The following is a 23,602-nucleotide window of genomic DNA, read 5'->3' on the forward strand; positions in this document are numbered from 1 at the left end:
AATATAAATAACAATGGAATATTATTATGGAATAACTGATGACAAAGGCGAAGAGAATATTGGTTTTTGTCGCGACATGAGATATTGCCGCTGTTAACGGATAGCGTTCACAACAGGATTGCCTGCCTTCCCGCACTAGGGCCGGCGATCGCCGGGAGTAGCAGAGGCAGCGGCATCGATGGGTTGGGTGCGTACCGGCGCCGCCGTCTATAGGCGCGGTTGGGCGCCGCTAGGCATGGCTGGACACCCCTAACGCAGGGATGGGCGCCATTAACGCAGGGGTGGGCGCCACTGGGCATGACTGGACACCCCTAACGCAGGGGTGGGCGCCATTAACGCAGGGATGGGCGCCGCTAGGCATGGCTGGCCACCCCTCACGCAGGGGTGGGCGCCATTGACAGAGCCCGCCGAGGCGGAGGCCCAGAGTTGCGGCGGCGGGCGCGAAACGGGCGGTTATTCGGCGTCGTAGCCCAGATTTGGCCCCAGCCAGCGTTCTATTTCTTCCAGCGCCAGCCCTTTGCGTATCGCATAATCCTCTACCTGGTCGCGCTGGATCTGCGCCACGGCAAAGTATTTGCTGTCAGGATGGCTGAAATACCACCCCGCTACCGACGCCCCCGGCCACATGGCGAACGATTCCGTCAGTTGCATGCCGGTGTGGCGCGTTACCTCCAATAATGACCACAGCGTTTGCTTTTCGGTATGGTCAGGGCAGGCGGGATAGCCTGGCGCCGGCCGGATACCTTGATAACTTTCGCGTATCAACGCCTCATTGCCTAAATTTTCATTAGCGGCATAGCCCCAGTACACCTTACGCACCCGCTCGTGAAGATATTCGGCAAACGCCTCCGCCAGCCGGTCGGCCAGCGCTTTGACCATAATCTTGTTGTAATCATCCAGGCGGGCATCAAACTCCGCCGCCAGGCTATCCTCTTCCAAACCGCCGGTGACGGCGAACGCGCCCAAATAGTCTGCTTTGCCGCTGGCTTTCGGCGCCACGAAATCCGCCAGACAATAGTTGGCGAAATCGTTTTTTTCGGTCTGCTGGCGCAGATGATGGGCGACGGCCAGCCGCTCGCGCCGGCTTTCATCGCGATAAATGACGATATCATCGCCCTCCCGGTTGGCGGGAAACAGCCCCACCACGCCGCGCGGCCGCAATAATCCGCCTTCATCCAGCTTGTCCAGCATGGCATTGGCGTCCGCAAACAGCCGCCGGGCCTCTTCGCCCACCACCTCATCTTGCAGGATACGCGGATATTTACCCGCCAGCGACCAGGTCATAAAGAACGGCGTCCAGTCAATATAATTGCGCAGCGTGCCGACGGTCGCGCTGACCGCCTGCACGCCGGGACGATGCACCACCGGCGGCGTGTAGCTCTGCCAGTCCAGCGCCAGCGCATTCTCCCGCGCCGCTTCGAGGCTGACCGGCGGGGTACGCGACTTTTTACGTCCGTGCTGAAGACGTACCGTTTCATATTCGCGGCGGGTGCGCTCCACCAACCCTTCCCGCAAGGTCTCAGACAGCAGCGCGGCGACCACACCGACGCTGCGTGAGGCGTTCTGCACGTAAATCGTCGGCCCGCTGTAGTGTGGCTCGATTTTCACCGCCGTATGGGCTTTGGAGGTGGTGGCGCCGCCGATCAACAGCGGCAGCGTAAACCCCTGACGTTCCATTTCTTTGGCAACGTTGACCATTTCATCCAGCGACGGGGTAATCAGTCCCGATAACCCTATGATATCTACTTGCTTTTCGCGCGCGGTCTTGAGAATTTTATCCATCGGAACCATGACGCCAAGATCGATAATGTCATAGTTGTTGCAGGCTAACACCACGCCGACAATATTTTTGCCGATATCGTGTACATCCCCCTTCACGGTCGCCAGCAGAATTTTGCCGGCGGCTTTCAATTCGGTCTTCCCGGCTTGGATGTAAGGCTCCAAATAGGCCACCGCCTGTTTCATTACCCGGGCCGATTTCACCACCTGCGGCAAAAACATTTTGCCGGCGCCAAACAGGTCTCCCACCACGTTCATGCCGGCCATTAACGGCCCTTCGATCACTTCGATAGGGCGTGCCGCCTGCTGCCGCGCCTCTTCGGTATCCTGCTCAATGAAGTCGGTAATGCCCTTAACCAGGGCATATTCCAGGCGTTTAGTCACCGCCCATCCGCGCCACTCCGCCTGCTGCGCCGGCGCCTCGCCGTCCCCCTTGCTGTCGCGATACGTCTCGGCCAGCGCCAGCAAGCGTTCGGTTCCGTCTACGCGCCGATTCAGCACCACATCTTCCACCCGTTCGCGCAGCTCTGGCGGCAAATCGTCATAGATCGCTAATTGGCCGGCGTTGACAATGCCCATATCGAGGCCGTTGCGAATAGCATGATAAAGAAACACGGCATGAATCGCTTCACGTACCGGCTCGTTGCCGCGAAATGAGAATGAAACATTGGAAACACCGCCGGAAATGAGCGCATGGGGCAGTTCCGCTTTAATATCCGCGCAGGCGCCAATAAAATCCTGAGCGTAGTTATTATGTTCTTCGATACCGGTGGCGATGGCGAAAATATTCGGATCGAAAATGATATCTTCCGGCGGAAAATCTAGCGTCTCGGTCAAAAGCCGGTAGGCGCGGCGGCAGATCTCGATTTTACGTGCCCGAGTATCGGCCTGGCCCTGTTCGTCAAACGCCATTACCACCAAAGCGGCGCCATAGCGCCGTACCAGCCGCGCGTGATGGAGGAACGCCGCCTCTCCCTCCTTCATCGAAATGGAGTTAACGATGCCCTTACCCTGAATACATTTCAGCCCCTGCTCGATCACCTGCCATTTGGAGGAGTCGATCATGATCGGCACGCGGGCGATATCCGGCTCGCCGGCAATCAGATGGAGAAAGCGCACCATGGCCGCCTCGGCGTCCAGCATGCCCTCATCCATATTGATGTCGATGATCTGCGCACCGCTCTCCACCTGCTGGCGCGCCACCGCCAGCGCCTCATTGTATTTCTCTTCTTTGATCAAACGCTTGAAACGCGCCGAGCCGGTGACATTGGTACGCTCGCCGACGTTAACGAACAGTGAGGCCGCCGTAATATTCAGCGGCTCCAGCCCCGCCAGCCGGCAGGCGACCGGCAGCGACGGCAGCGGGCGCGGCGCCACCCCTTCCACGGCGTGGACCAGGGCGGCGATATGCTCCGGCGTCGTGCCGCAGCAGCCGCCGACGATATTCAGTAAGCCGGCGTGGGCCCATTCACCAATATGGTGCGCCATCGCCTGCGCGCCCAGGTCATATTCGCCGAACGCATTGGGCAGGCCCGCATTGGGGTGGGCGCTGACATAGCAATCGGCGATGCGCGACAGTTCCGCCACATATTGGCGCAATTCATCAGGACCCAACGCACAGTTCAGACCGAACGACAGCGGTCGCGCGTGACGCAGCGAGTTGTAAAACGCTTCGGTGGTCTGCCCGGAAAGCGTACGCCCGGAGGCATCGGTAATGGTGCCCGAAATCATCACCGGCAGGGTGATCCCCAGCGCCTCAAATTCCATTTCCAGCGCAAATACGGCCGCCTTGGCGTTAAGGGTGTCGAAGATGGTTTCCACCATAATCAAATCGACGCCGCCTTCGATCAGCGCTCGGCTACTCTGACGGTAAGCATTTACTAACTGGTCAAAGTCGATATTACGGTAGGCGGGATCGTTCACATCCGGCGATATCGAAGCCGTGCGGTTGGTTGGGCCTAATACGCCCGCGACATATCGCGGCTTTTCCGGGGTACGCGCGCTCCAGGCGTCTGCGCGCTCTCGCGCCAGACGGGCGGCGGCGAAGTTAATTTCGCTGGCCAGCGACGCCATCTGATAATCGGCCATCGCAATAGTGGTGGCGTTAAAAGTGTTGGTTTCCAGAATATCGGCGCCGGCGGCGAGATAGGCATCATGGATGGCGCTGACGACATCAGGCTTACTCAGCACCAGCAGATCATTATTGCCTTTCACATCGCACGGCCAGTCCGCGAAACGTTGCCCACGATAATCCGCTTCTTGCAGCTGATAACTCTGAATCATGGTGCCCATGCCGCCGTCCAGCACCATTATCCGTCGCGCCAGCGTCGCACCCAGTTCGTTTATCCGATTCGTCACGATGATCTCATTTGCCGCCAATGTAAGCGTCATTCCGCCTGAAACAGAGCAACATCCTAGCACAGGTTGGTAATGAACCCGGTTATCGCCTAACAAGACTTTTTTCCTTCCGCGGCGGCGTTGTTTAACGTTTTGTTAAGGGGGCGGGACATAATGTTTTAATGAGGCTTGAATATTTGATGTTGATCACAGTTAAACATTTATTACGCCATAAAGGTTGAAACCTCATGAAAAGCGCGCACAATGTTACCGGTAACATCATTGTGTTCCATATTATTGCTCACGGAGCTACGTCCATGACTACCCAAACTCAAAATCATATTTTCGTCCTGATGGGCGTGTCGGGCAGCGGCAAATCCGTTGTGGCTACCGCCCTGTCCCGTGAGCTGTCCGCTGCTTTTCTTGACGGAGATTTCCTCCATCCGCGCGCCAACATTGAAAAAATGTCCGCTGGCCATGCGCTGAATGACGATGACCGCGCCCCGTGGCTGAGCGCCATCAATGACGCTGCTTTCGCGATGCAGCGGACCAACGCTATCTCCATTATTGTCTGTTCAGCCCTGAAAAAGCACTATCGTGACCGGTTACGTGAGGGGAATCCCAATCTGTCGTTCATCTATATGCAGGGCAGCTTTGACGTGATTGAAGCGCGCATGAAGGCCCGGAAAGGACATTTCTTTAAACAGCAGATGCTGATAACGCAATTTGAGACATTGGAAGAGCCGGGCAGCGACGAACCGGACGTGCATACTATCAATGTCGATCAGCCGCTGGAAGGCGTCGTTGCCGATACCGTGGCCTGGATCCGCACCGCTACCGCTGGTTAAGCCGCCGTCGGGGTTGTGTTAAGGCGCGTGGCCAACCGCGGCGGCGCGCATATAAGGAACGCCAGCCCTCATGCTGGTTGTTGCAAAGTCCATCACGGAGGTGGGCTCTATTCCATTCGGTTGCCAAACCGAATGCAGATTACCGTTAAAGATAAACGCGGTGATCGCCGCGCAGCAGCGTCCCGCACGCGGGTAAAGCGACTCTGCTCCAACTGAATCGTTTCAAGGAATATCACCCGCATCCCAACATGAGGCCTTCGCCTTGGGAGGCGCGGTTAATAATAACAAACGGTATTACCATATTGTCATTCAACCTTCTCAGCCAGCTTCAGGGACAAAGGGGATGACGCGGTATTAAGTGAGGAATGTATGAACGCCACTCTGCAACGCGTAACCCAACGCATTATCGACCGCTCATGCGTCAGCCGCGATGCCTACTTGACCCGCATTGAGGCCGCGCGCAGCCAAACCGTCCATCGCGCGCAGCTGGCCTGCGGTAATCTAGCGCACGGCTTCGCCGCCTGCCAGCCTGGCGATAAGGCCGCGCTGAAAAGCCTGACCCACAGCGATATCGCCATCATCAACGCCTACAACGATATGCTTTCCGCCCATCAGCCATACGAGCATTACCCGCAGCGAATCAAACAAGCGTTGCAGAGCGTTGGCGCGGTAGGCCAGGTGGCCGCAGGCGTGCCGGCTATGTGCGATGGCGTTACTCAGGGCCAGGATGGTATGGAGCTATCGTTGATGAGCCGCGAAATCATCGCCATGTCGGCGGCCATTGGCCTGTCGCATAACATGTTTGATGGTGCGCTCTATCTGGGCATATGCGATAAAATCGTCCCCGGCTTGGTCATGGCGGCGCTCTCGTTCGGCCATCTACCTTCGGTGTTTGTTCCCGCCGGCCCCATGGCTACCGGGCTGCCAAATAAAGAGAAAGTGCGTATCCGCCAGCTGTATGCCGAAGGTAAAGCGGATCGTCAGGCAATGCTGGAAGCGGAAGCCGCCTCCTATCATAGCGCGGGCACCTGCACTTTTTACGGCACCGCCAATTCTAACCAAATGGTTATGGAAATGATGGGCCTGCATTTGCCCGGCTCCTCCTTTATTCAGCCGGACAGCCCGCTGCGCGACGCCCTTACCGATGCGGCGGCGATACAAGTTACGCGACTCTCCGAAGCCAGCGGTAACTATCTTCCGATCGGGCGCTTGATAGATGAAAAAGTGGTGGTCAACGGTATCGTGGCGCTACTGGCTACCGGCGGCTCAACCAACCATACCATGCATTTGGTGGCCATGGCCCGCGCCGCCGGTATCATCATCAACTGGAACGACTTCTCTGACTTGTCGGATGCGGTACCGCTACTGGCCAGGATTTACCCAAACGGGCCGGCAGACATTAACCAATTTCATGCCGCGGGCGGCGTTGGACTATTGGTGCGCGAATTGCTGGCCGGCGGACTGCTGCATGAAGACGTGCAGACGATTGTCGGATTCGGCCTGAGCCGTTATACGATGGAACCCTGGCTGGATGACGGCCGGCTGGCCTGGCGCGACAGTCCGGCGGCCTCGCTGGATGCAACCATTATCGCCAGCGTCGCCCACCCCTTCGCGCACCACGGCGGCACCAAAGTCCTCGACGGCAATCTCGGTCGCGCGGTGATGAAAACCTCCGCCGTACCCGAGGAAAATCAAGTTATCGAAGCGCCGGCCATGGTGTTTGAAAGCCAGCACGACGTCGGCCCGGCGTTCGACGCCGGCTTACTGAATAAAGACTGCGTGGTGGTGGTCCGCTATCAGGGACCCCGCGCCAACGGCATGCCGGAACTGCACAAACTGATGCCGCCGCTAGGGGTGTTGCTGGATCGCGGTTACAAGGTGGCGCTGGTGACCGACGGCCGTCTCTCCGGCGCATCCGGTAAAGTGCCCTCAGCGATTCATGTGACGCCGGAAGCCTATAACGGCGGTCTGCTTGGTAAAATCCGCGACGGTGATACCGTGCGGGTGAACGGCAAAACGGGCGAATTGACGTTATTGGTGGACGAGGCGGAACTGGCGCAGCGCCAGGTGCCTGTGCCGGATCTTTCTACCGGCGCGGAGGGCTGTGGCCGCGAGTTGTTCGGTGCGCTGCGCCATCAGCTTTCCGGCGCGGAACAGGGCGCCAGTTGCATCAGTTTCTAAAACTCGACGGCCGCACAAGGTGGCACGCGGGGTTAACCGCGCGGCAAAATGGGAACGCGTTTTTTGGCCGGCGGGAAGAGAAGGGTACGCGCTAGCCGACGCTTATTCTAGCGTCGGATTCATGCGCCGCAAATCAAACGGGGTAATTTGATAAACGTAGTAGTTAAGCCAGTTGGCAAACAGCAAATGGCCGTGGCTGCGCCAGCTGGCTTTCGGCGTCAGGTCGGAATTATCATGCGGGAAATAGTTAACCGGCAACGCTGGCTGGAGACCGTTTTCCCGATCGCGGTGGTACTCGCTGGCCAGAGTAAGCGCATCGTATTCCGGATGGCCGGTGACAAACGCCAGACGCTTGTCCGGGCTGGCGAACAAATAGGCTCCCGCCTCGTCAGATTCGGCCAATATTTCTAAATCGGTGTACTGTCGAATCACCGCGGTGGGGAAATCCGCATTGCGGGAATGCGGAGCGAGAAAGGTTTCATCAAAACCCCGGGTCAGTAATGCATGTGGCTTCAGCGTGTGGTGCTGATAGACGCCCGCCAGCTTCTGCTGGCGGGTCATTTTGGGGATGCCGTAGAGAATATTCAACGCCGCCTGAACCGCCCAACAGACAAACAGAGTGGACGTCACATGATCGCGGGCCCAATGCAGCACCCGGTCAATCTGCGGCCAGAAGACAACATCCCGGAAATCCACCAGGCCCAACGGTGCGCCGGTCACGACTAAACCATCGAAGTTATCATGCTGAATATCTTCAAAATTGCAGTAAAAATTATTTAAATGCTCCGCTGGGGTATTCTTCGATTCACGGCTGTCGATGCGCAGCAGTTGAATATCCACCTGTAACGGTGAATTGGATAATAAACGCAGAAACTGATTTTCGGTTTCAATTTTCTTCGGCATCAGGTTCAGGATCAGCACTTTCAACGGGCGAATTTCCTGCGTGCTGGCGCGCGAGGACGTCATCACAAAGACATTTTCATTACGTAGAAAATTGACAGCAGGGAGCTCGTCTAACACCCGAATCGGCATAACCTTAGATCCTCAAAGCATACGTTTAAACGTTTAGACATCCAGATGCCTGAAGATAGCCGTTTTAAGGCGTGATGTCGAGTTCTCAGCCGTTAGTTGAAAATGTTTCATCTTGTCCCGAAAAAGGTATTAGCAGACTTGCCATTGCAAACGCCCTTGATGCGCGCCGCAGCGGTGAACTCATCGATTTAGCGTCGGATGCCGCCTAGGGAAGTGGGATAGGATAGTCATAATCAATTATGGCGTTATCCCGGCAGGTATCTCCCTGCCGGGATCGCTTTTCAGGGCCATAACGATTAATTGAGGCTCCAATAATCTACGGTACTTTTGCTATCAAAGGTGATGTACAAACGATTACCATGGATTTCAGTGTTACCGCTCATTTTTCCCGAAACTTTGTTCGCCTGAGAAGAGGCTGAATTGGCCATAGTCGCCATCCCTAATGCGCTGGAAATCGCGCTAGCGCCAGGTATATAGCTTGTCAGACTGGAGGCATCGTTTAAATTACCGTTTTTGTGATACACCCAAGTGACGCCGTTGGATGATTTTTCATTATCGTCGGGTACACCATATAAACTCTGTACTTCACTTTGGGTCGTTTTTCCTTTAACGATATGCGACTCAACATAGGAAGTACTGAATTTGTCTTCTCCCCCCGTTGTTCCGCCCGCACACGCGCTAAGAGAAAGAATTACCGCTAACACCAAACCGGCCTTTTTCATTTTTATCTCCTGGTATTTCGATTAGACAAGCAGCAAGTATCAGGCAAGCCATCCCGAATTTTTTGTAACATAAAACTAATTAATATCCAACATATTATCTGCATACGCACGCCATCACCCCCTTACACATTGATTTATATATCGATTAAAAGCGCATCTCTCAGCGCGAATCGCAACAAATGTCAGAAAATCGTTAAAGACCGTACCCTTCTCACAAAGGAACATAAAACAGGATAAAATTAGCTTTTACGACAGGGTGTCTCAGGGGAAATAGCATTGCGCGGAGGCGACAATTGCTGCGGGCCTAGGGCAGCGTAGCGGAATATTTTATTTCGTCAGAGGGAAGTCTATTTTTAGCGCGTAAAAAATCCGCTAGCTACCAGAATATATTGCCCTGGCGGAATCTTATAGCATTAATGACTTAAGTTAATGACGGTATTTCGCTATGATTATACCTGTATTCCCCGCCACCCCCTTATACGCACGCAGACGCTTTCTTTCGCGCACCCGCTCTTAATGCGTTAAAGCTGTATAGCTGGGGATCTCTTCTCACCGGCATGTCTAAAATAATTGTGGCGCTTAAAAGCGCTGCACGTTATTCCCGAAGGACGCGAACGCGGGCCCGTCAATAACCGATGCGCAGGCTAGCATTCCAATGACCCCTTTCACAACGTCCCCTGCGCTGGCAGAGGGTTCATTGATAGCACCTGCCGTCCCGGCCTTGACCGTGACAATCGCGTGCCTCGGAGGCAAGAAAAAAGCCCCCGGCTTGCGCCGAGGGCTCATTGATAGTGCCTGCCGTCCTGGTCTTGACCGTGACAACCGCGTGCCTCTAGGCAAGCAAAAAGCCCCCGGCTTGCGCCGAGGGCTCGTTGATAGCATCTGCCGCCCCGGCCTTGACCGTGTCAACCGCGTGCTTTAGGCAAGCAAAAAGCCCCCGGCTTGCGCCGAGGGCTCGTTGATAGCCCCTGCCGTCCCGGCCGTGACCGTGACAACCGCGTGCTTCTAGGCAAGAAAAAAGCCCTCTGCGTTAGCAGAGGGCTTCTTGATTGGCTGCCTGGCAGTTCCCTACTCTCGCATGGGGAGACCCCACACTACCATCGGCGCTACGGCGTTTCACTTCTGAGTTCGGCATGGGGTCAGGTGGGACCACCGCGCTAGTGCCGCCAGGCAAATTCGTTCTCCGCACCGCTTTCGCCGTGCAGAAGGCTCTTGCTGCCCGACCCTCACTCACGTGACCGTCGGGCGTTATCCGGAACATCGCTGATAGTGTCTTGTCTCTTGCGCACGCTGCACGCCCTGCCGCCGCACCGGGGTCGGTGTGGCTTATGCCTTTCGCGGCCATATCTGGCCTGCGGTTGGCGCGGGTGTCGGCGGTGTCATCCGCCTGCGCTTTGAGCGTCAACGTTCGCTTTCGCTCTCGTCTCACGCTCGCTCTCAAACAGCTCAGGTGTTGTAAGGTTAAGTCTCACGGGTCATTAGTATCGGTTAGCTCAACGCCTCGCAGCGCTTACACACCCGACCTATCAACGTCATCGTCTTTAACGTCCCTTCAGGAGGCTCTAGGCCTCAGGGAAGACTCATCTCGAGGCAAGTTTCCCGCTTAGATGCTTTCAGCGGTTATCTCTTCCGCACGTAGCTACCGGGCAATGCCATTGGCATGACAACCCGAACACCAGTGGTGCGTCCACTCCGGTCCTCTCGTACTAGGAGCAGCCCCTCTCAATCTTCCAGCGCCCACGGCAGATAGGGACCGAACTGTCTCACGACGTTCTAAACCCAGCTCGCGTACCACTTTAAATGGCGAACAGCCATACCCTTGGGACCTACTTCAGCCCCAGGATGTGATGAGCCGACATCGAGGTGCCAAACACCGCCGTCGATATGAACTCTTGGGCGGTATCAGCCTGTTATCCCCGGAGTACCTTTTATCCGTTGAGCGATGGCCCTTCCATTCAGAACCACCGGATCACTAAGACCTGCTTTCGCACCTGCTCGAGCCGTCACTCTCGCAGTCAAGCTAGCTTATGCCTTTGCACTAACCTCACGATGTCCGACCGTGATTAGCTAACCTTCGTGCTCCTCCGTTACACTTTGGGAGGAGACCGCCCCAGTCAAACTACCCACCAGACACTGTCCTCGGCCCGGATAACGGGCCTGAGTGAGAACATCAAACATTAAAGGGTGGTATTTCAAGGTTGGCTCCATGCAGACTGGCGTCCACACTTCAAAGCCTCCCACCTATCCTACACATCAAGGCTCAATGTTCAGTGTCAAGCTATAGTAAAGGTTCACGGGGTCTTTCCGTCTTGCCGCGGGTACACCGCATCTTCACGGCGAGTTCAATTTCACTGAGTCTCGGGTGGAGACAGCCTGGCCATCATTACGCCATTCGTGCAGGTCGGAACTTACCCGACAAGGAATTTCGCTACCTTAGGACCGTTATAGTTACGGCCGCCGTTTACCGGGGCTTCGATCAAGAGCTTCTCGCAAGCGATAACCCCATCAATTAACCTTCCGGCACCGGGCAGGCGTCACACCGTATACGTCCACTTTCGTGTTTGCACAGTGCTGTGTTTTTAATAAACAGTTGCAGCCAGCTGGTATCTGCGACTGGCTTCAGCTCGGGGCGCAAGGCCCTCCACCTACATGCCAGCGTGCCTTCTCCCGAAGTTACGGCACCATTTTGCCTAGTTCCTTCACCCGAGTTCTCTCAAGCGCCTGGGTATTCTCTACCTGACCACCTGTGTCGGTTTGGGGTACGATTCGATGTGACCTGGAGCTTAGAGGCTTTTCCTGGAAGCGTAGCATCAATTCCTTCACCACCGTAGTGGCTCGTCATCACGCCTCAGTGTTAAGAATGAGCGGATTTGCCTGCTCATTCCACCTTCACGCTTGAACCGGGACAACCGTCGCCCGGCGAACCTAGCTTTCTCCGTCCCCCCTTCGCAGTCACACCCAGTACAGGAATATTAACCTGTTTCCCATCGACTACGCCTTTCGGCCTCGCCTTAGGGGTCGACTCACCCTGCTCCGATTAACGTTGAACAGGAACCCTTGGTCTTCCGGCGAGCGGGCTTTTCACCCGCTTTATCGTTACTTATGTCAGCATTCGCACTTCTGATACCTCCAGCAGCCCTCACAGGCCACCTTCGCAGGCTTACAGAACGCTCCCCTACCCAACAACACTTACGTGTCGCTGCCGCAGCTTCGGTGCATGGTTTAGCCCCGTTACATCTTCCGCGCAGGCCGACTCGACCAGTGAGCTATTACGCTTTCTTTAAATGATGGCTGCTTCTAAGCCAACATCCTGGCTGTCTGTGCCTTCCCACATCGTTTCCCACTTAACCATGACTTTGGGACCTTAGCTGGCGGTCTGGGTTGTTTCCCTCTTCACGACGGACGTTAGCACCCGCCGTGTGTCTCCCGTGATTACATTCTACGGTATTCGCAGTTTGCATCGGGTTGGTAATCCGGGATGGACCCCTAGCCGAAACAGTGCTCTACCCCCGTAGATGACGTCACGAGGCGCTACCTAAATAGCTTTCGGGGAGAACCAGCTATCTCCCGGTTTGATTGGCCTTTCACCCCCAGCCACAAGTCATCCGCTAATTTTTCAACATTAGTCGGTTCGGTCCTCCAGTTAGTGTTACCCAACCTTCAACCTGCCCATGGCTAGATCACCGGGTTTCGGGTCTATACCCTGCAACTAGACGCCCAGTTAAGACTCGGTTTCCCTGCGGCTCCCCTATACGGTTAACCTTGCTACAGAATATAAGTCGCTGACCCATTATACAAAAGGTACGCAGTCACACCCCGAAGGATGCTCCCACTGCTTGTACGTACACGGTTTCAGGTTCTATTTCACTCCCCTCGCCGGGGTTCTTTTCGCCTTTCCCTCACGGTACTGGTTCACTATCGGTCAGTCAGGAGTATTTAGCCTTGGAGGATGGTCCCCCCATCTTCAGACAGGATATCACGTGTCCCGCCCTACTCATCGAGCTCACAACAAGCACACCTTCGGATACGGGGCTATCACCCTCTGTCGCCGGACTTTCCAGACCGTTCTCCTGATGCGCAAGCTGATGATGGCTCTGGGCTGTTCCCCGTTCGCTCGCCGCTACTGGGGGAATCTCGGTTGATTTCTTTTCCTCAGGGTACTGAGATGTTTCAGTTCCCCTGGTTCGCTTCGTTAAGCTATGGATTCACTTAACGATGATGCAACGAATTGCACCGGGTTTCCCCATTCGGACATCGCCGGCTGATAACGCTTCATATCAGCTCACCGGCGCTTTTCGCAGATTAGCACGTCCTTCATCGCCTCTGACTGCCTAGGCATCCACCGTGTACGCTTAGTCACTTAACCTCACAACCCTGAGCTGTTTGCACCTTGTCCGACGGGCTGCACGACCGAAATCCGGCGTTGCGCGGTGCTCGGCATCCTCATGGACATCAAGTCCACTGCGGTGCCTGCGTGCCGTGCGCCTGGGCTTTCAGCCGTTCGCGCCGTCTCGCTCGAGTGTCGCCATACTGGCGAGACCCGGCGGCGTCTGTGAAGACGCCACGGAGACGACAAGGCCTGTCGCGCTACAGTGATAACGCTTACGCGTTATCTCAGGTTTGCTTACTTCGTTTGAGAGACTCGCATACTGAGTTTGCACTTCAGCATGTGTTTCAAATTTTCAGCTTGTTCCGGATTGTTAAAGAGCGGTATTTCGCAGCGCGCTTGATAAACGCGCTCTGAAATAAATCAACGACAGAAAAACCTCTCATCCCGCAGGATGACAAAAACATTCCATGACGGAATGGTGGAGCTAAGCGGGATCGAACCGCTGACCTCCTGCGTGCAAAGCAGGCGCTCTCCCAGCTGAGCTATAGCCCCAAGTCGTTCACCTTGCATATGCCGTCGGTCACCCGCGCTGAGTCCGCCTACCTGCGTGCACAGGTAATGCCTCGTTCATCACAGTCAGTAAACAGGACGACAGCCAGTTTCCCTTTTCGCCGCATGCCGGACACCGCCTGACACGCTTGCCTGGCGGCAACACGCTGCGGTCTCATTCATCGGGATAAGCGAAACTGGTAGGCCTGAGTGGACTTGAACCACCGACCTCACCCTTATCAGGGGTGCGCTCTAACCACCTGAGCTACAAGCCTATAGAAGGTTTTTCTTGCTCGTTACAGTTATCAGACAATCTGTGTGGACACGTCACTCAACGTATCGTCTAGGTAAGGAGGTGATCCAACCGCAGGTTCCCCTACGGTTACCTTGTTACGACTTCACCCCAGTCATGAATCACAAAGTGGTAAGCGCCCTCCCGAAGGTTAAGCTACCTACTTCTTTTGCAACCCACTCCCATGGTGTGACGGGCGGTGTGTACAAGGCCCGGGAACGTATTCACCGTGGCATTCTGATCCACGATTACTAGCGATTCCGACTTCATGGAGTCGAGTTGCAGACTCCAATCCGGACTACGACGCACTTTATGAGGTCCGCTGACTCTCGCGAGATCGCTTCTCTTTGTATGCGCCATTGTAGCACGTGTGTAGCCCTACTCGTAAGGGCCATGATGACTTGACGTCATCCCCACCTTCCTCCGGTTTATCACCGGCAGTCTCCTTTGAGTTCCCGACCGAATCGCTGGCAACAAAGGATAAGGGTTGCGCTCGTTGCGGGACTTAACCCAACATTTCACAACACGAGCTGACGACAGCCATGCAGCACCTGTCTCAGAGCTCCCGAAGGCACCAAGGCATCTCTGCCAAGTTCTCTGGATGTCAAGAGTAGGTAAGGTTCTTCGCGTTGCATCGAATTAAACCACATGCTCCACCGCTTGTGCGGGCCCCCGTCAATTCATTTGAGTTTTAACCTTGCGGCCGTACTCCCCAGGCGGTCGATTTAACGCGTTAGCTCCGAAAGCCACGGCTCAAGGCCACAACCTTCAAATCGACATCGTTTACAGCGTGGACTACCAGGGTATCTAATCCTGTTTGCTCCCCACGCTTTCGTACCTGAGCGTCAGTCTTCGTCCAGGGGGCCGCCTTCGCCACCGGTATTCCTCCAGATCTCTACGCATTTCACCGCTACACCTGGAATTCTACCCCCCTCTACGAGACTCTAGCCTGCCAGTTTCAAATGCAGTTCCCAGGTTGAGCCCGGGGATTTCACATCTGACTTAACAGACCGCCTGCGTACGCTTTACGCCCAGTAATTCCGATTAACGCTCGCACCCTCCGTATTACCGCGGCTGCTGGCACGGAGTTAGCCGGTGCTTCTTCTGCGGGTAACGTCAATCGATAGCGCTATTTACGCCATCGCCTTCCTCCCCGCTGAAAGTGCTTTACAACCCGAAGGCCTTCTTCACACACGCGGCATGGCTGCATCAGGGTTTCCCCCATTGTGCAATATTCCCCACTGCTGCCTCCCGTAGGAGTCTGGACCGTGTCTCAGTTCCAGTGTGGCTGGTCATCCTCTCAGACCAGCTAGGGATCGTCGCCTAGGTGAGCCATTACCCCACCTACTAGCTAATCCCATCTGGGTTCATCCGATGGTGTGAGGCCCGAAGGTCCCCCACTTTGGTCTTGCGACGTTATGCGGTATTAGCTACCGTTTCCAGTAGTTATCCCCCTCCATCGGGCAGATCCCCAGACATTACTCACCCGTCCGCCGCTCGCCGGCAAAGAAGCAAGCTTCTTTCCGCTGCCGCTCGACTTGCATGTGTTAGGCCTGCCGCCAGCGTTCAATCTGAGCCATGATCAAACTCTTCAATTAAAAGCTTGATGCTCAAAGAATTAAAACTGGTATTCATATGAATATTCGTTGTTCACTCTTCAAGACTTGATATTTCGTGTATCGATATCGTCTTGTGAGTGCCCACACAGATTGTCTGATAAATTGTTAAAGAGCGCTGCGCTGCCGTCATCGGGCTGGCGCGAGGTGCGTATATTACGCTTTCCTCTTACAGAGTCAAGCCCGCCGGGCCAACTTCTGCGTCGTTCAGCCTGCTGCGCCGTAGCGGTAACAGGCCGGACAATGGAGGCGCATTATAGGGGGTTCCGGCCCCATGGCAACCGCTATTTTTGTCAAATGACACCGTTTGCTGCTTTCCACAGCAAATACCGGCTTATACCTGCTTTTACACAAACTTATCCACAACAACAGGCGCGAGAACAAAATTTGGCGAGCATCGCGCAATCGTTTTCGCTACAATTCAGGCAAATTTTTCTTGTCCGGGTCGAGTGGCCACGGACATCAATGCCGCTTCGGCATTGCCTGACAACGCCAGTTAACGTCATTGCTATTCATATCAAGGGTCATTTGCCATGCAACCACCACGTCCTGTCCGCCGCGCGCTGCTCAGCGTCTCCGACAAAGCCGGTATTCTGGAGTTCGCCCGCTCTCTGTCCCAGCGCGGAGTTGAGCTGCTTTCCACCGGCGGCACCGCCCGCCTGCTGGCCGAGGCGGGCCTGCCGGTCACCGAAGTGTCAGACTATACGGGCTTTCCCGAAATGATGGACGGGCGTGTCAAAACGCTGCATCCCAAAGTGCATGGCGGCATTCTGGGACGTCGCGATATTGATGACGCCGTTATGCATGAGCATGACATTGCGCCGATTGATATGGTGGTGGTCAACCTTTATCCTTTCGCCGCCACGGTGGCGCGCGCGGACTGTACCCGCGAAGAGGCGGTGGAGAATATTGATATCGGCGGCCCCACCATGGTGCGCTCTGCGGCCAAAAACCATAAAGATGTGGCAATTATAGTCAACAGCGCCGACTATCCCGCGGTGCTTGCGGAAATGGACAGCCACGGCGGCTCGCTCACCTTGGAAACCCGATTCGACCTAGCGATTAAAGCATTTGAACATACCGCCGCCTATGACAGTATGATTGCCAACTACTTCGGCAGCCAGGTGCCGGCCTATCATGGCGACACCAAGCAGCCTTCCGGCCGCTTTCCACGCACCCTCAATCTCAACTTTATCAAGAAACAGGACATGCGCTACGGCGAGAACAGCCACCAATTGGCGGCGTTTTATACCGATCCCGAAATGCATGAAGCGTCGGTGGCCACCGCACGGCAGCTACAGGGGAAAGCCCTCTCCTACAACAACATCGCCGACACCGATGCGGCGCTTGAATGCGTGAAGGCCTTCACCGAGGCGGCTTGCGTCATCGTTAAGCACGCCAATCCCTGCGGCGTGGCCACCGGCGATACCCCGCTGGCAGCCTATGATCGCGCCTACCAGACTGACCCCACTTCCGCGTTTGGCGGGATTATCGCCTTCAACCGGCCGCTGGACGCCGAGACCGCCAAAGCGATCGTGAGCCGCCAATTTGTGGAGGTCATTATCGCCCCGGCCGTCGACGATGACGCCCTGACGGTGCTGGCCGGTAAGCAAAACGTGCGGGTACTGGCCTGCGGACGCTGGCAGCAGCAGACGCCGGGGTTGGATTTCAAACGGGTTAACGGCGGCCTGTTAGTGCAGGAGCGCGATGTGGGTATGGTGGATCTGCAGGATCTGCAAGTGGTTACCGAACGCCAGCCGACAGAGGCGGAAATGCGCGATGCGCTGTTTTGCTGGAAGGTGGCGAAATTCGTCAAATCCAACGCCATCGTTTATGCCCGCGAGCAGCGCACCATCGGTATCGGCGCCGGACAAATGAGCCGCGTTTACTCGGCAAAAATCGCCGGCATCAAGGCGGCGGACGAAGGTCTGGACGTCAAGGGATCGGCGATGGCCTCTGACGCCTTCTTCCCGTTCCGCGACGGTATCGACGCCGCGGCGGCGGTAGGCGTACGCTGTGTCATTCAACCGGGCGGATCGATTCGCGATAACGAAGTCATCGCCGCCGCCAATGAGCATGGCATCGCCATGATCTTTACCCATATGCGTCATTTCCGCCATTAAGCCCAGGAGTTAGCTCGCCATGAATATTTTGATTATCGGCAACGGCGGACGTGAACACGCCTTGGCCTGGAAAGCCGCGCGATCGACGCTTGCCGACAACGTCTATGTTGCGCCCGGCAACGCCGGCACCGCGCTGGAACCCACGTTGCAAAATGTAGACATCGCCGCGACCGATATTCCGGCGCTGGTCGCCTTTGCCCAAGAACGTCACATCGGGCTGACCATCGTGGGACCGGAAGCGCCGCTGGTGAAGGGGGTGGTGGATGCTTTCCGCGCCGCGGGCCTGCGGATTTTTGGCCCAACGCAAGCCGCCGCGCAGTTGGAGGGTTCCAAGGCCTTTAGCAAAGACTTCCTTGCCCGCCACGGTATTCCCACCGCGCGCTATGAGAACTTTACCGAGGTCGCGCCGGCGCTGGACTATGTGCGTCAGCGGGGCGCGCCGATCGTTATCAAAGCGGACGGTTTGGCTGCGGGTAAGGGCGTGATTGTCGCCATGACGCTGACGGAAGCGGAATCCGCCGTGAACGATATGCTGGCCGGCAACGCTTTTGGCGATGCGGGGCACCGTATTGTCATTGAAGAGTTTCTCGACGGAGAAGAGGCCAGCTTTATTGTCATGGTAGACGGTGAGCATGTGCTGCCGATGGCCACCAGCCAGGATCATAAACGCGTGGGCGATGGGGATACCGGCCCGAATACCGGCGGTATGGGCGCTTATTCACCGGCGCCGGTCGTGACCGATGAGGTCCATCGCAGGGTGATGGAGCAGGTGATTTGGCCAACGGTGAAAGGCATGGCGGCGGAGGGGAATGTCTATACCGGTTTCCTGTATGCCGGCCTGATGATAAGCCCTGATGGCCAGCCGAAAGTCATTGAGTTTAACTGCCGCTTCGGCGATCCGGAAACCCAACCTATTATGTTGCGCATGCGATCCGACCTGGTCGCCCACTGCCTGGCGGCCACCGAAGGCCGTTTGGACGAGGAAACCTCCGAGTGGGATGAACGGCCGGCGCTGGGCGTGGTATTGGCGGCGGGAGGTTATCCCGGCGACTACCGCACCGGGGATGAAATCAGCGGTCTACCGACAGCCGAGGCGGAAGGGGAAAAAATCTTTCACGCCGGCACCCGCCTGCATCAGGGTAAGGTATTGACCCAGGGAGGCCGCGTGCTGTGCGTCACCGCGCTGGGGGCGACCGTTGCCGACGCGCAGGCCCGGGCCTACCGCGCGGCCAAGCCTGTCCATTGGCATGAGGGTTTTTGCCGCCGCGATATCGGCTATCGCGCTATCGCTCGCGAAACCTAAACCCTCTCACGGAGCGGGGCCAGCGCGGTCCCGCCCCGCCAAGGCGGCCTAGAGATCGTTCTCATTCGGCTGCCAGCGGCAGAAATTCTCATTGGCGACCAGCAGCAGCTGGGTGCCTTCCGGCGCGTCCAACCAGGCAATCCCTAAGTCTCCCGACGCGTTGCGGGTGCGGCCGGCAAGCCAACCCGCGGCGCGCGCGTCAAAATCTGGCGTCGCCGTCCCACCCTGGCAAAGCGTAATCACGCCGTTATGCCAAATTCCCTGCTTTAACCGGACCTGGCCGGCGCGCAGCGCCTGGCTGATTTCCAGCACGCGGCGGGCCTCGAACGCATACAGCGCCGTCTCGTCATCGCTAAGGGATTCTCGCCGCTGCCCGCGCTCGCGCTGCATGAAACTCAGTTTACCCTGCTGATCAAAGCGTAGCTGTACCGTTTCAGGTTGTTCTCCGCTTTGTTGTCGGCGGATCTGACGCACCTCGCCCTGCTGGTATTCATAACGGGTCACGACCGTGTCAGCGCCGCGATAGGGGCTGTAGACACTTTCAAGCGTCACGCGCTCGCTGGCGGTATCGTCTTTACGCCAAAGACGAACGGCGCCGCGATCGGCGATATAACCGGTGGCGGTAAACGCGGGGGGGGTTTGATGGAAGCTACATGCCGTCAGCATCAGAGCCATAAGCCCTATCCGACCACAGAGCCGTAAAGACAAAAGGGGCATGGGTGCCCCTCTGCTTATTGTTTTCACCTGCACACTGCGTTTATTTGACTGCGTCTTTCAGTGCTTTACCAGAAACAAAGGCAGGTACGTTGGCAGCTGCGATTTTGATTTCTTTGCCAGTCTGCGGATTGCGGCCAGTGCGTTCGCTACGATGATTAATTTTGAAAGTGCCGAAACCAACCAATTGTACTGCATCACCCTCTTTAAGAGACTCGGTAATTGCTGCCAAAGTGGATTCCAGCGCAGACTTCGCTTGTGCTTTAGAAAGATCAGCTTTATCAGCAATTACATCAATCAGTTGAGTCTTGTTCATATGTTATCCTTACAGTGTGTTTATCGCTTGCTAAGCATCGAGTGCGACGGATATGCCGATTGACAGCACTCTCCTGCATACACGCACCGATAGCCACTTTTTTCACGCCCCCCAAATGTAGACCAGACAGGGTGCTAATGTGAAGCCTTATGGACCAGCAAAACAGGTGTTAAATCACGTTTTTCTGCCTTATTGCTGCAAATTTATCCCAATATTGCTAATTCCGGCCTCGCGCAGATCGGCGCGCAGTCCTTTAATCAATTCAATGTCGCGTTCTTCGCTGGCCGCCAATAAACGGTAAATTTCCCATTGCACATCCCATTCCTGCTCAATGGCCGGCAATGCATTTAGCTCTTCTTCGGTCATTTCCCGTTCCGCTTGGGTCATTTCCACCATCGCCACGCTACGAATAGACGTCTCGCTTACGGTGACGGCATGCGCCAACGTTTCTCCGCTCAAGCGAGAGTGAAGAAGTTCACTTAAAGCGACACAGGCGTCTATTGCGGGATAAACGCCGTAAAAATTATAATCATCGGCGGCCGGAATCGCTTCCTCAAGTTTTTCCAGCTGCAAATCGAAATTGACCTTAGCATCTTTTACTACCAGCGTCTCCCAGACGAGATCCAGAATGCGCCGAAAAATCGCCGCGTCGCCAAAGGCGGTTTGTAGACAAAACAGCTGATAGTTAGGATACATGCGCTCACAGAGGGAAGCCATAAACGTGATATGTTGCCAGCTTTCCAGCTTTTCCAGGCGCAAATGTATCGGATTACGTAACATTGGGTGTCCCATTACTCTTTATCTTGCGCGCAGTTTACCTGAAATTCGCGCCAGACCCTATTGCGGCGGGAAAAAGTCCGCTTCATCCCGCCCCTGCTGCCAGCGCTGAAAAGCCGTGCGGTTCGATGCCACCGCATCCGCCCAGCGCGTCGGCTCCGGCAAGCGGTAGCCGCGCATGCAAAGTTGCACCCAATGCAGGGCCGACTTCAGCCCCACCCGATGGCCGGTGGAAATAAACAGCGGATTGCAGCGCGGTTTGCTGCGCCACACCCAGGCCAGTTGCTCGCCTTTGTCCATCAGCGGCGCCAGCGCTCCCTCCTCTTCCGCCAGCGACGCGAATTGACCGCATAAGCGTCGCTTGGCCACGCCGATGGTCGGGATATCCACCAACAGGCCGAAATGGCTCGCTACGCCCAAACGCCGCGGATGCGAAATGCCATGACCGTCCACCAGCAACAAATCGGGACGGCGGCCAAGCTTGTCCCATGCCGCCAGCAGCGCCGGATATTCGCGAAACGACAAAAAGCCGGGAATATAGGGCATTGTCGTGGCGACACGCGCCACCTGATATTCCAAGAGCTCCAGCGACGGAAAGCGCAGCAGGGCAATGGCGGCGCGCGTGACCTCGCCCCCTTGCTCAAAGCCGACATCGGCGCCGGCGATAAGCGCAGGCTGGGTAAAGGCGAAATCGTCGTGGCGTATAATTTTTCCCGCCGTGGCTAGCTGTTCGGCGCGCAGCGCTGCGATATCCATACGTCTATGTCCTAGCGGTGATAAGGCTGCGACAGCCGGTGTACCGCCTCAACGAAATGGCCCGCGTGCGCCGGCGGCACATCCTGATGAATGCCGTGCCCAAGATTGAAGATATGCCCCTCGCCCGGGCCGAAACCCTTCAGTATAGCGGCCACTTCGCGCTCGATTCGCGCCGGGGAGCCGTAGAGCACCGACGGGTCCATATTCCCCTGCAATGCCACCTTGTCGCCAACCCGGCGGCGAGCGTCCGCAATATCGGTGCTCCAGTCAAGGCCGAGCGCATCGCAACCGGTGGCGGCCATCGCTTCCAGCCATTGGCCGCCGCCTTTGGTAAATAGCGTTACCGGCACCCGGCGGCCCTCATGTTCACGCTGGAGGCCGTCAACGATTTTGTGCATATAGTGCAGCGAAAATTCGCGATAATCCGCGCCGGTCAGCGCGCCGCCCCAGGTGTCGAACAGCATGACCGCCTGGGCGCCCGCGCGGATTTGGCCGTTCAGATACAACACCACGCTGTCCGCCAGTTTATCCAGCAGCAAATGCAGCGTTGCCGGCTCGGCGTACAGCATCTGTTTAATTTTGGTGAAGGCCTTGGAGCTGCCGCCCTCCACCATATAGGTGGCCAGCGTCCAGGGGCTGCCCGAGAAACCGATTAACGGAACCGCCCCCTCCAGACGCCCGCGAATGGTGCGCACCGCGTTCATCACATAGCCAAGCTCCTGCTCGGGATCGGGGATCGGCAGGTGTTCCACGTCGCGTCGGCTTTGTATGGGACGCGCAAAGCGCGGCCCTTCGCCCTGTTCAAACCACAGGCCCAGTCCCATGGCGTCCGGGACGGTGAGAATATCGGAAAACAGGATGGCGGCGTCGAGCGGGTAGCGGCGCAGCGGTTGCAGCGTCACCTCACAGGCCAGATCGGCATTGCGGCACAGCGACATGAAATCGCCAGCCTCGGCGCGCGTGACTTTGTATTCCGGCAAATAACGGCCGGCCTGGCGCATCATCCAGACCGGCGTGACGTCGACCGGCTGGCGCAGCAGGGCGCGCAAATAGCGGTCGTTTTTCAATTCACTCATTCGGGTATCCTTGCTGTTATGGGTGAATTGTAGCATGGGCGCCGGGTTTTACCGATGCGCGCGACAAAGGGCAACGGTATCTTCAATCAACCGGCGCGCCACGGTCCCGGGCGGCGGCAGCAGCGGTAGCGCGTCGTAACGATACCAGCCGGCGTCGAGAAGCTCGCGCGGATCATGCTGGATGTCGCCCCGGTCATAATCGGCCATAAACGCCATCATCAGCGAATGGGGAAACGGCCAGGGCTGGGAGGTCACGTAACGCACATTTTTCACCTGCACCTGCGTTTCCTCCATCACTTCACGCGCGACGCATTGCTCCAGCGTTTCGCCCACTTCAACAAAGCCGGCCAGCACGGTATAAATGTCTCCGCGATGGCGGCTGTGGCGCGCCAGCAAAATCTGGTCATCGCGGCGGATGGCCACGATAATGCAGGGGGCGATTTGCGGGTAATAACGTTCGTGGCAGTGATCGCATAGGCAGGCCCATTCCGTTTTGCTCAAGCGCATCCGGTGGCCGCAATAACCGCAATGACGATGCGAACGGAAGAACTCCGCAAGCTGCACGCCCCGCCCGGCCAGTTGGAACAGGCCCGGCTCGGCATCCAGCATTTGCCGCACCGATCCCATGTCCCGCGGCATCGTTTGGCGCACCAGCCAGACCGGATCCCCCGCCCATTCGCCGATGGGCAGCGCCAGCATGCCGGTCAGTCCCGCATCCGCCGCGCTGCCGAAAGGCAGTTCCCCCTGCGGCAGCCAGAGTTTGGCCTCTTGGCTGACCACCCACCAGCCCCGTTCATACCCGCTAAGTTCGTGTTCCATTTTAGTTGCACTACCTCTTATTCACTGGCAAG

The 23,602-nt window shown here is 56.7% G+C and carries 13 protein-coding genes, 2 tRNA genes and 3 rRNA genes; 4 read left to right on the forward strand and 14 right to left on the reverse strand.

The features are described from left to right. Nucleotides 1-453 precede the first annotated feature (453 nt). Entirely contained in the window at nt 454-4,170 is a 3,717-nt protein-coding gene (metH, locus tag SANT_RS19900) for a methionine synthase (protein WP_420480346.1), read from the reverse strand. Nucleotides 4,171-4,433: 263 nt separating this feature from the next. Between metH and gntK the strand changes: the two genes are divergently transcribed. Continuing rightward, nucleotides 4,434-4,964, forward strand: a complete 531-nt coding sequence (gene gntK / locus SANT_RS19905; RefSeq protein ID WP_025423994.1) for a gluconokinase — start codon at nt 4,434-4,436, stop codon at nt 4,962-4,964. Between the two features lie 369 nt (nt 4,965-5,333). Next, nucleotides 5,334-7,145, forward strand: a complete 1,812-nt coding sequence (gene edd / locus SANT_RS19910) for a phosphogluconate dehydratase (RefSeq protein WP_025423995.1) — start codon at nt 5,334-5,336, stop codon at nt 7,143-7,145. Between the two features lie 102 nt (nt 7,146-7,247). On the opposite strand, the gene metA is transcribed toward edd, so the two are convergent. The 7 genes from metA to SANT_RS19950 all read right to left on the reverse strand — a co-directional run bounded on the left by metA (nt 7,248) and on the right by SANT_RS19950 (nt 15,668). Then, nucleotides 7,248-8,177, reverse strand: a complete 930-nt coding sequence (gene metA / locus SANT_RS19915) for a homoserine O-acetyltransferase MetA (RefSeq protein ID WP_025423996.1) — start codon at nt 8,175-8,177, stop codon at nt 7,248-7,250. A 296-nt stretch (nt 8,178-8,473) separates the two neighbouring features. After that, nucleotides 8,474-8,899 (reverse strand): hypothetical protein, encoded by a 426-nt coding sequence (locus tag SANT_RS19920; protein WP_025423997.1) that lies wholly within the window; start codon nt 8,897-8,899, stop codon nt 8,474-8,476. Nucleotides 8,900-9,954: 1,055 nt separating this feature from the next. After that, nucleotides 9,955-10,070: ribosomal RNA gene (gene rrf, locus SANT_RS19930) — 5S ribosomal RNA — on the reverse strand. A 286-nt stretch (nt 10,071-10,356) separates the two neighbouring features. Then, nucleotides 10,357-13,265, reverse strand: a 23S ribosomal RNA gene (locus SANT_RS19935). Between the two features lie 440 nt (nt 13,266-13,705). Further along, nucleotides 13,706-13,781 (reverse strand) — tRNA-Ala (locus tag SANT_RS19940). Between the two features lie 195 nt (nt 13,782-13,976). After that, nucleotides 13,977-14,053: transfer RNA gene (locus SANT_RS19945), tRNA-Ile, on the reverse strand. A 73-nt stretch (nt 14,054-14,126) separates the two neighbouring features. Next, nucleotides 14,127-15,668: ribosomal RNA gene (locus SANT_RS19950) — 16S ribosomal RNA — on the reverse strand. The 16S, 23S and 5S rRNA genes sit together here with 2 tRNA genes alongside, the layout of an rRNA operon. Nucleotides 15,669-16,219: 551 nt before the next feature. On the opposite strand from SANT_RS19950, the gene purH reads away from it, so the two are divergent. Together purH and purD are read left to right on the forward strand one after the other, a co-directional pair. Next, nucleotides 16,220-17,809 (forward strand): bifunctional phosphoribosylaminoimidazolecarboxamide formyltransferase/IMP cyclohydrolase, encoded by a 1,590-nt coding sequence (gene purH, locus SANT_RS19955; protein WP_025423999.1) that lies wholly within the window; start codon nt 16,220-16,222, stop codon nt 17,807-17,809. A gap of 19 nt (nt 17,810-17,828) precedes the next feature. After that, nucleotides 17,829-19,112: a phosphoribosylamine--glycine ligase gene (gene purD, locus SANT_RS19960; RefSeq protein WP_025424000.1), complete on the forward strand. Its 1,284-nt coding sequence runs from the start codon at nt 17,829-17,831 to the stop codon at nt 19,110-19,112. A 48-nt stretch (nt 19,113-19,160) separates the two neighbouring features. Here purD and SANT_RS19965 read toward each other — a convergent pair whose 3' ends face one another. From SANT_RS19965 to nudC, 6 genes are all read right to left on the reverse strand, one after another. Beyond that, nucleotides 19,161-19,787, reverse strand: a complete 627-nt coding sequence (locus tag SANT_RS19965; RefSeq protein ID WP_025424001.1) for a DUF1481 domain-containing protein — start codon at nt 19,785-19,787, stop codon at nt 19,161-19,163. A gap of 82 nt (nt 19,788-19,869) precedes the next feature. Next, entirely contained in the window at nt 19,870-20,142 is a 273-nt protein-coding gene (gene hupA, locus SANT_RS19970) for a nucleoid-associated protein HU-alpha (protein WP_025246531.1), read from the reverse strand. Nucleotides 20,143-20,331: 189 nt separating this feature from the next. After that, the gene (locus SANT_RS19975; RefSeq protein ID WP_025424002.1) at nt 20,332-20,922 is read right to left on the reverse strand and encodes a YjaG family protein; all 591 of its coding nucleotides are present in this window, start codon (nt 20,920-20,922) and stop codon (nt 20,332-20,334) included. 57 nt (nt 20,923-20,979) lie between these two features. Further along, on the reverse strand, nt 20,980-21,675 hold the full coding sequence (gene nfi / locus SANT_RS19980; protein WP_025424003.1) for a deoxyribonuclease V: 696 nt from the start codon (nt 21,673-21,675) through the stop codon (nt 20,980-20,982). A gap of 11 nt (nt 21,676-21,686) precedes the next feature. Then, complete coding sequence (gene hemE / locus SANT_RS19985) at nt 21,687-22,751, reverse strand: uroporphyrinogen decarboxylase (RefSeq protein WP_025424004.1); 1,065 nt, start codon at nt 22,749-22,751, stop codon at nt 21,687-21,689. A 48-nt stretch (nt 22,752-22,799) separates the two neighbouring features. Then, on the reverse strand, nt 22,800-23,570 hold the full coding sequence (gene nudC / locus SANT_RS19990) for an NAD(+) diphosphatase (RefSeq protein ID WP_025424005.1): 771 nt from the start codon (nt 23,568-23,570) through the stop codon (nt 22,800-22,802). Nucleotides 23,571-23,602: the final 32 nt, after the last annotated feature.

The sequence above is a fragment of the Sodalis praecaptivus genome (assembly GCF_000517425.1).
GTDB lineage: Bacteria > Pseudomonadota > Gammaproteobacteria > Enterobacterales > Enterobacteriaceae > Sodalis_A > Sodalis_A praecaptivus.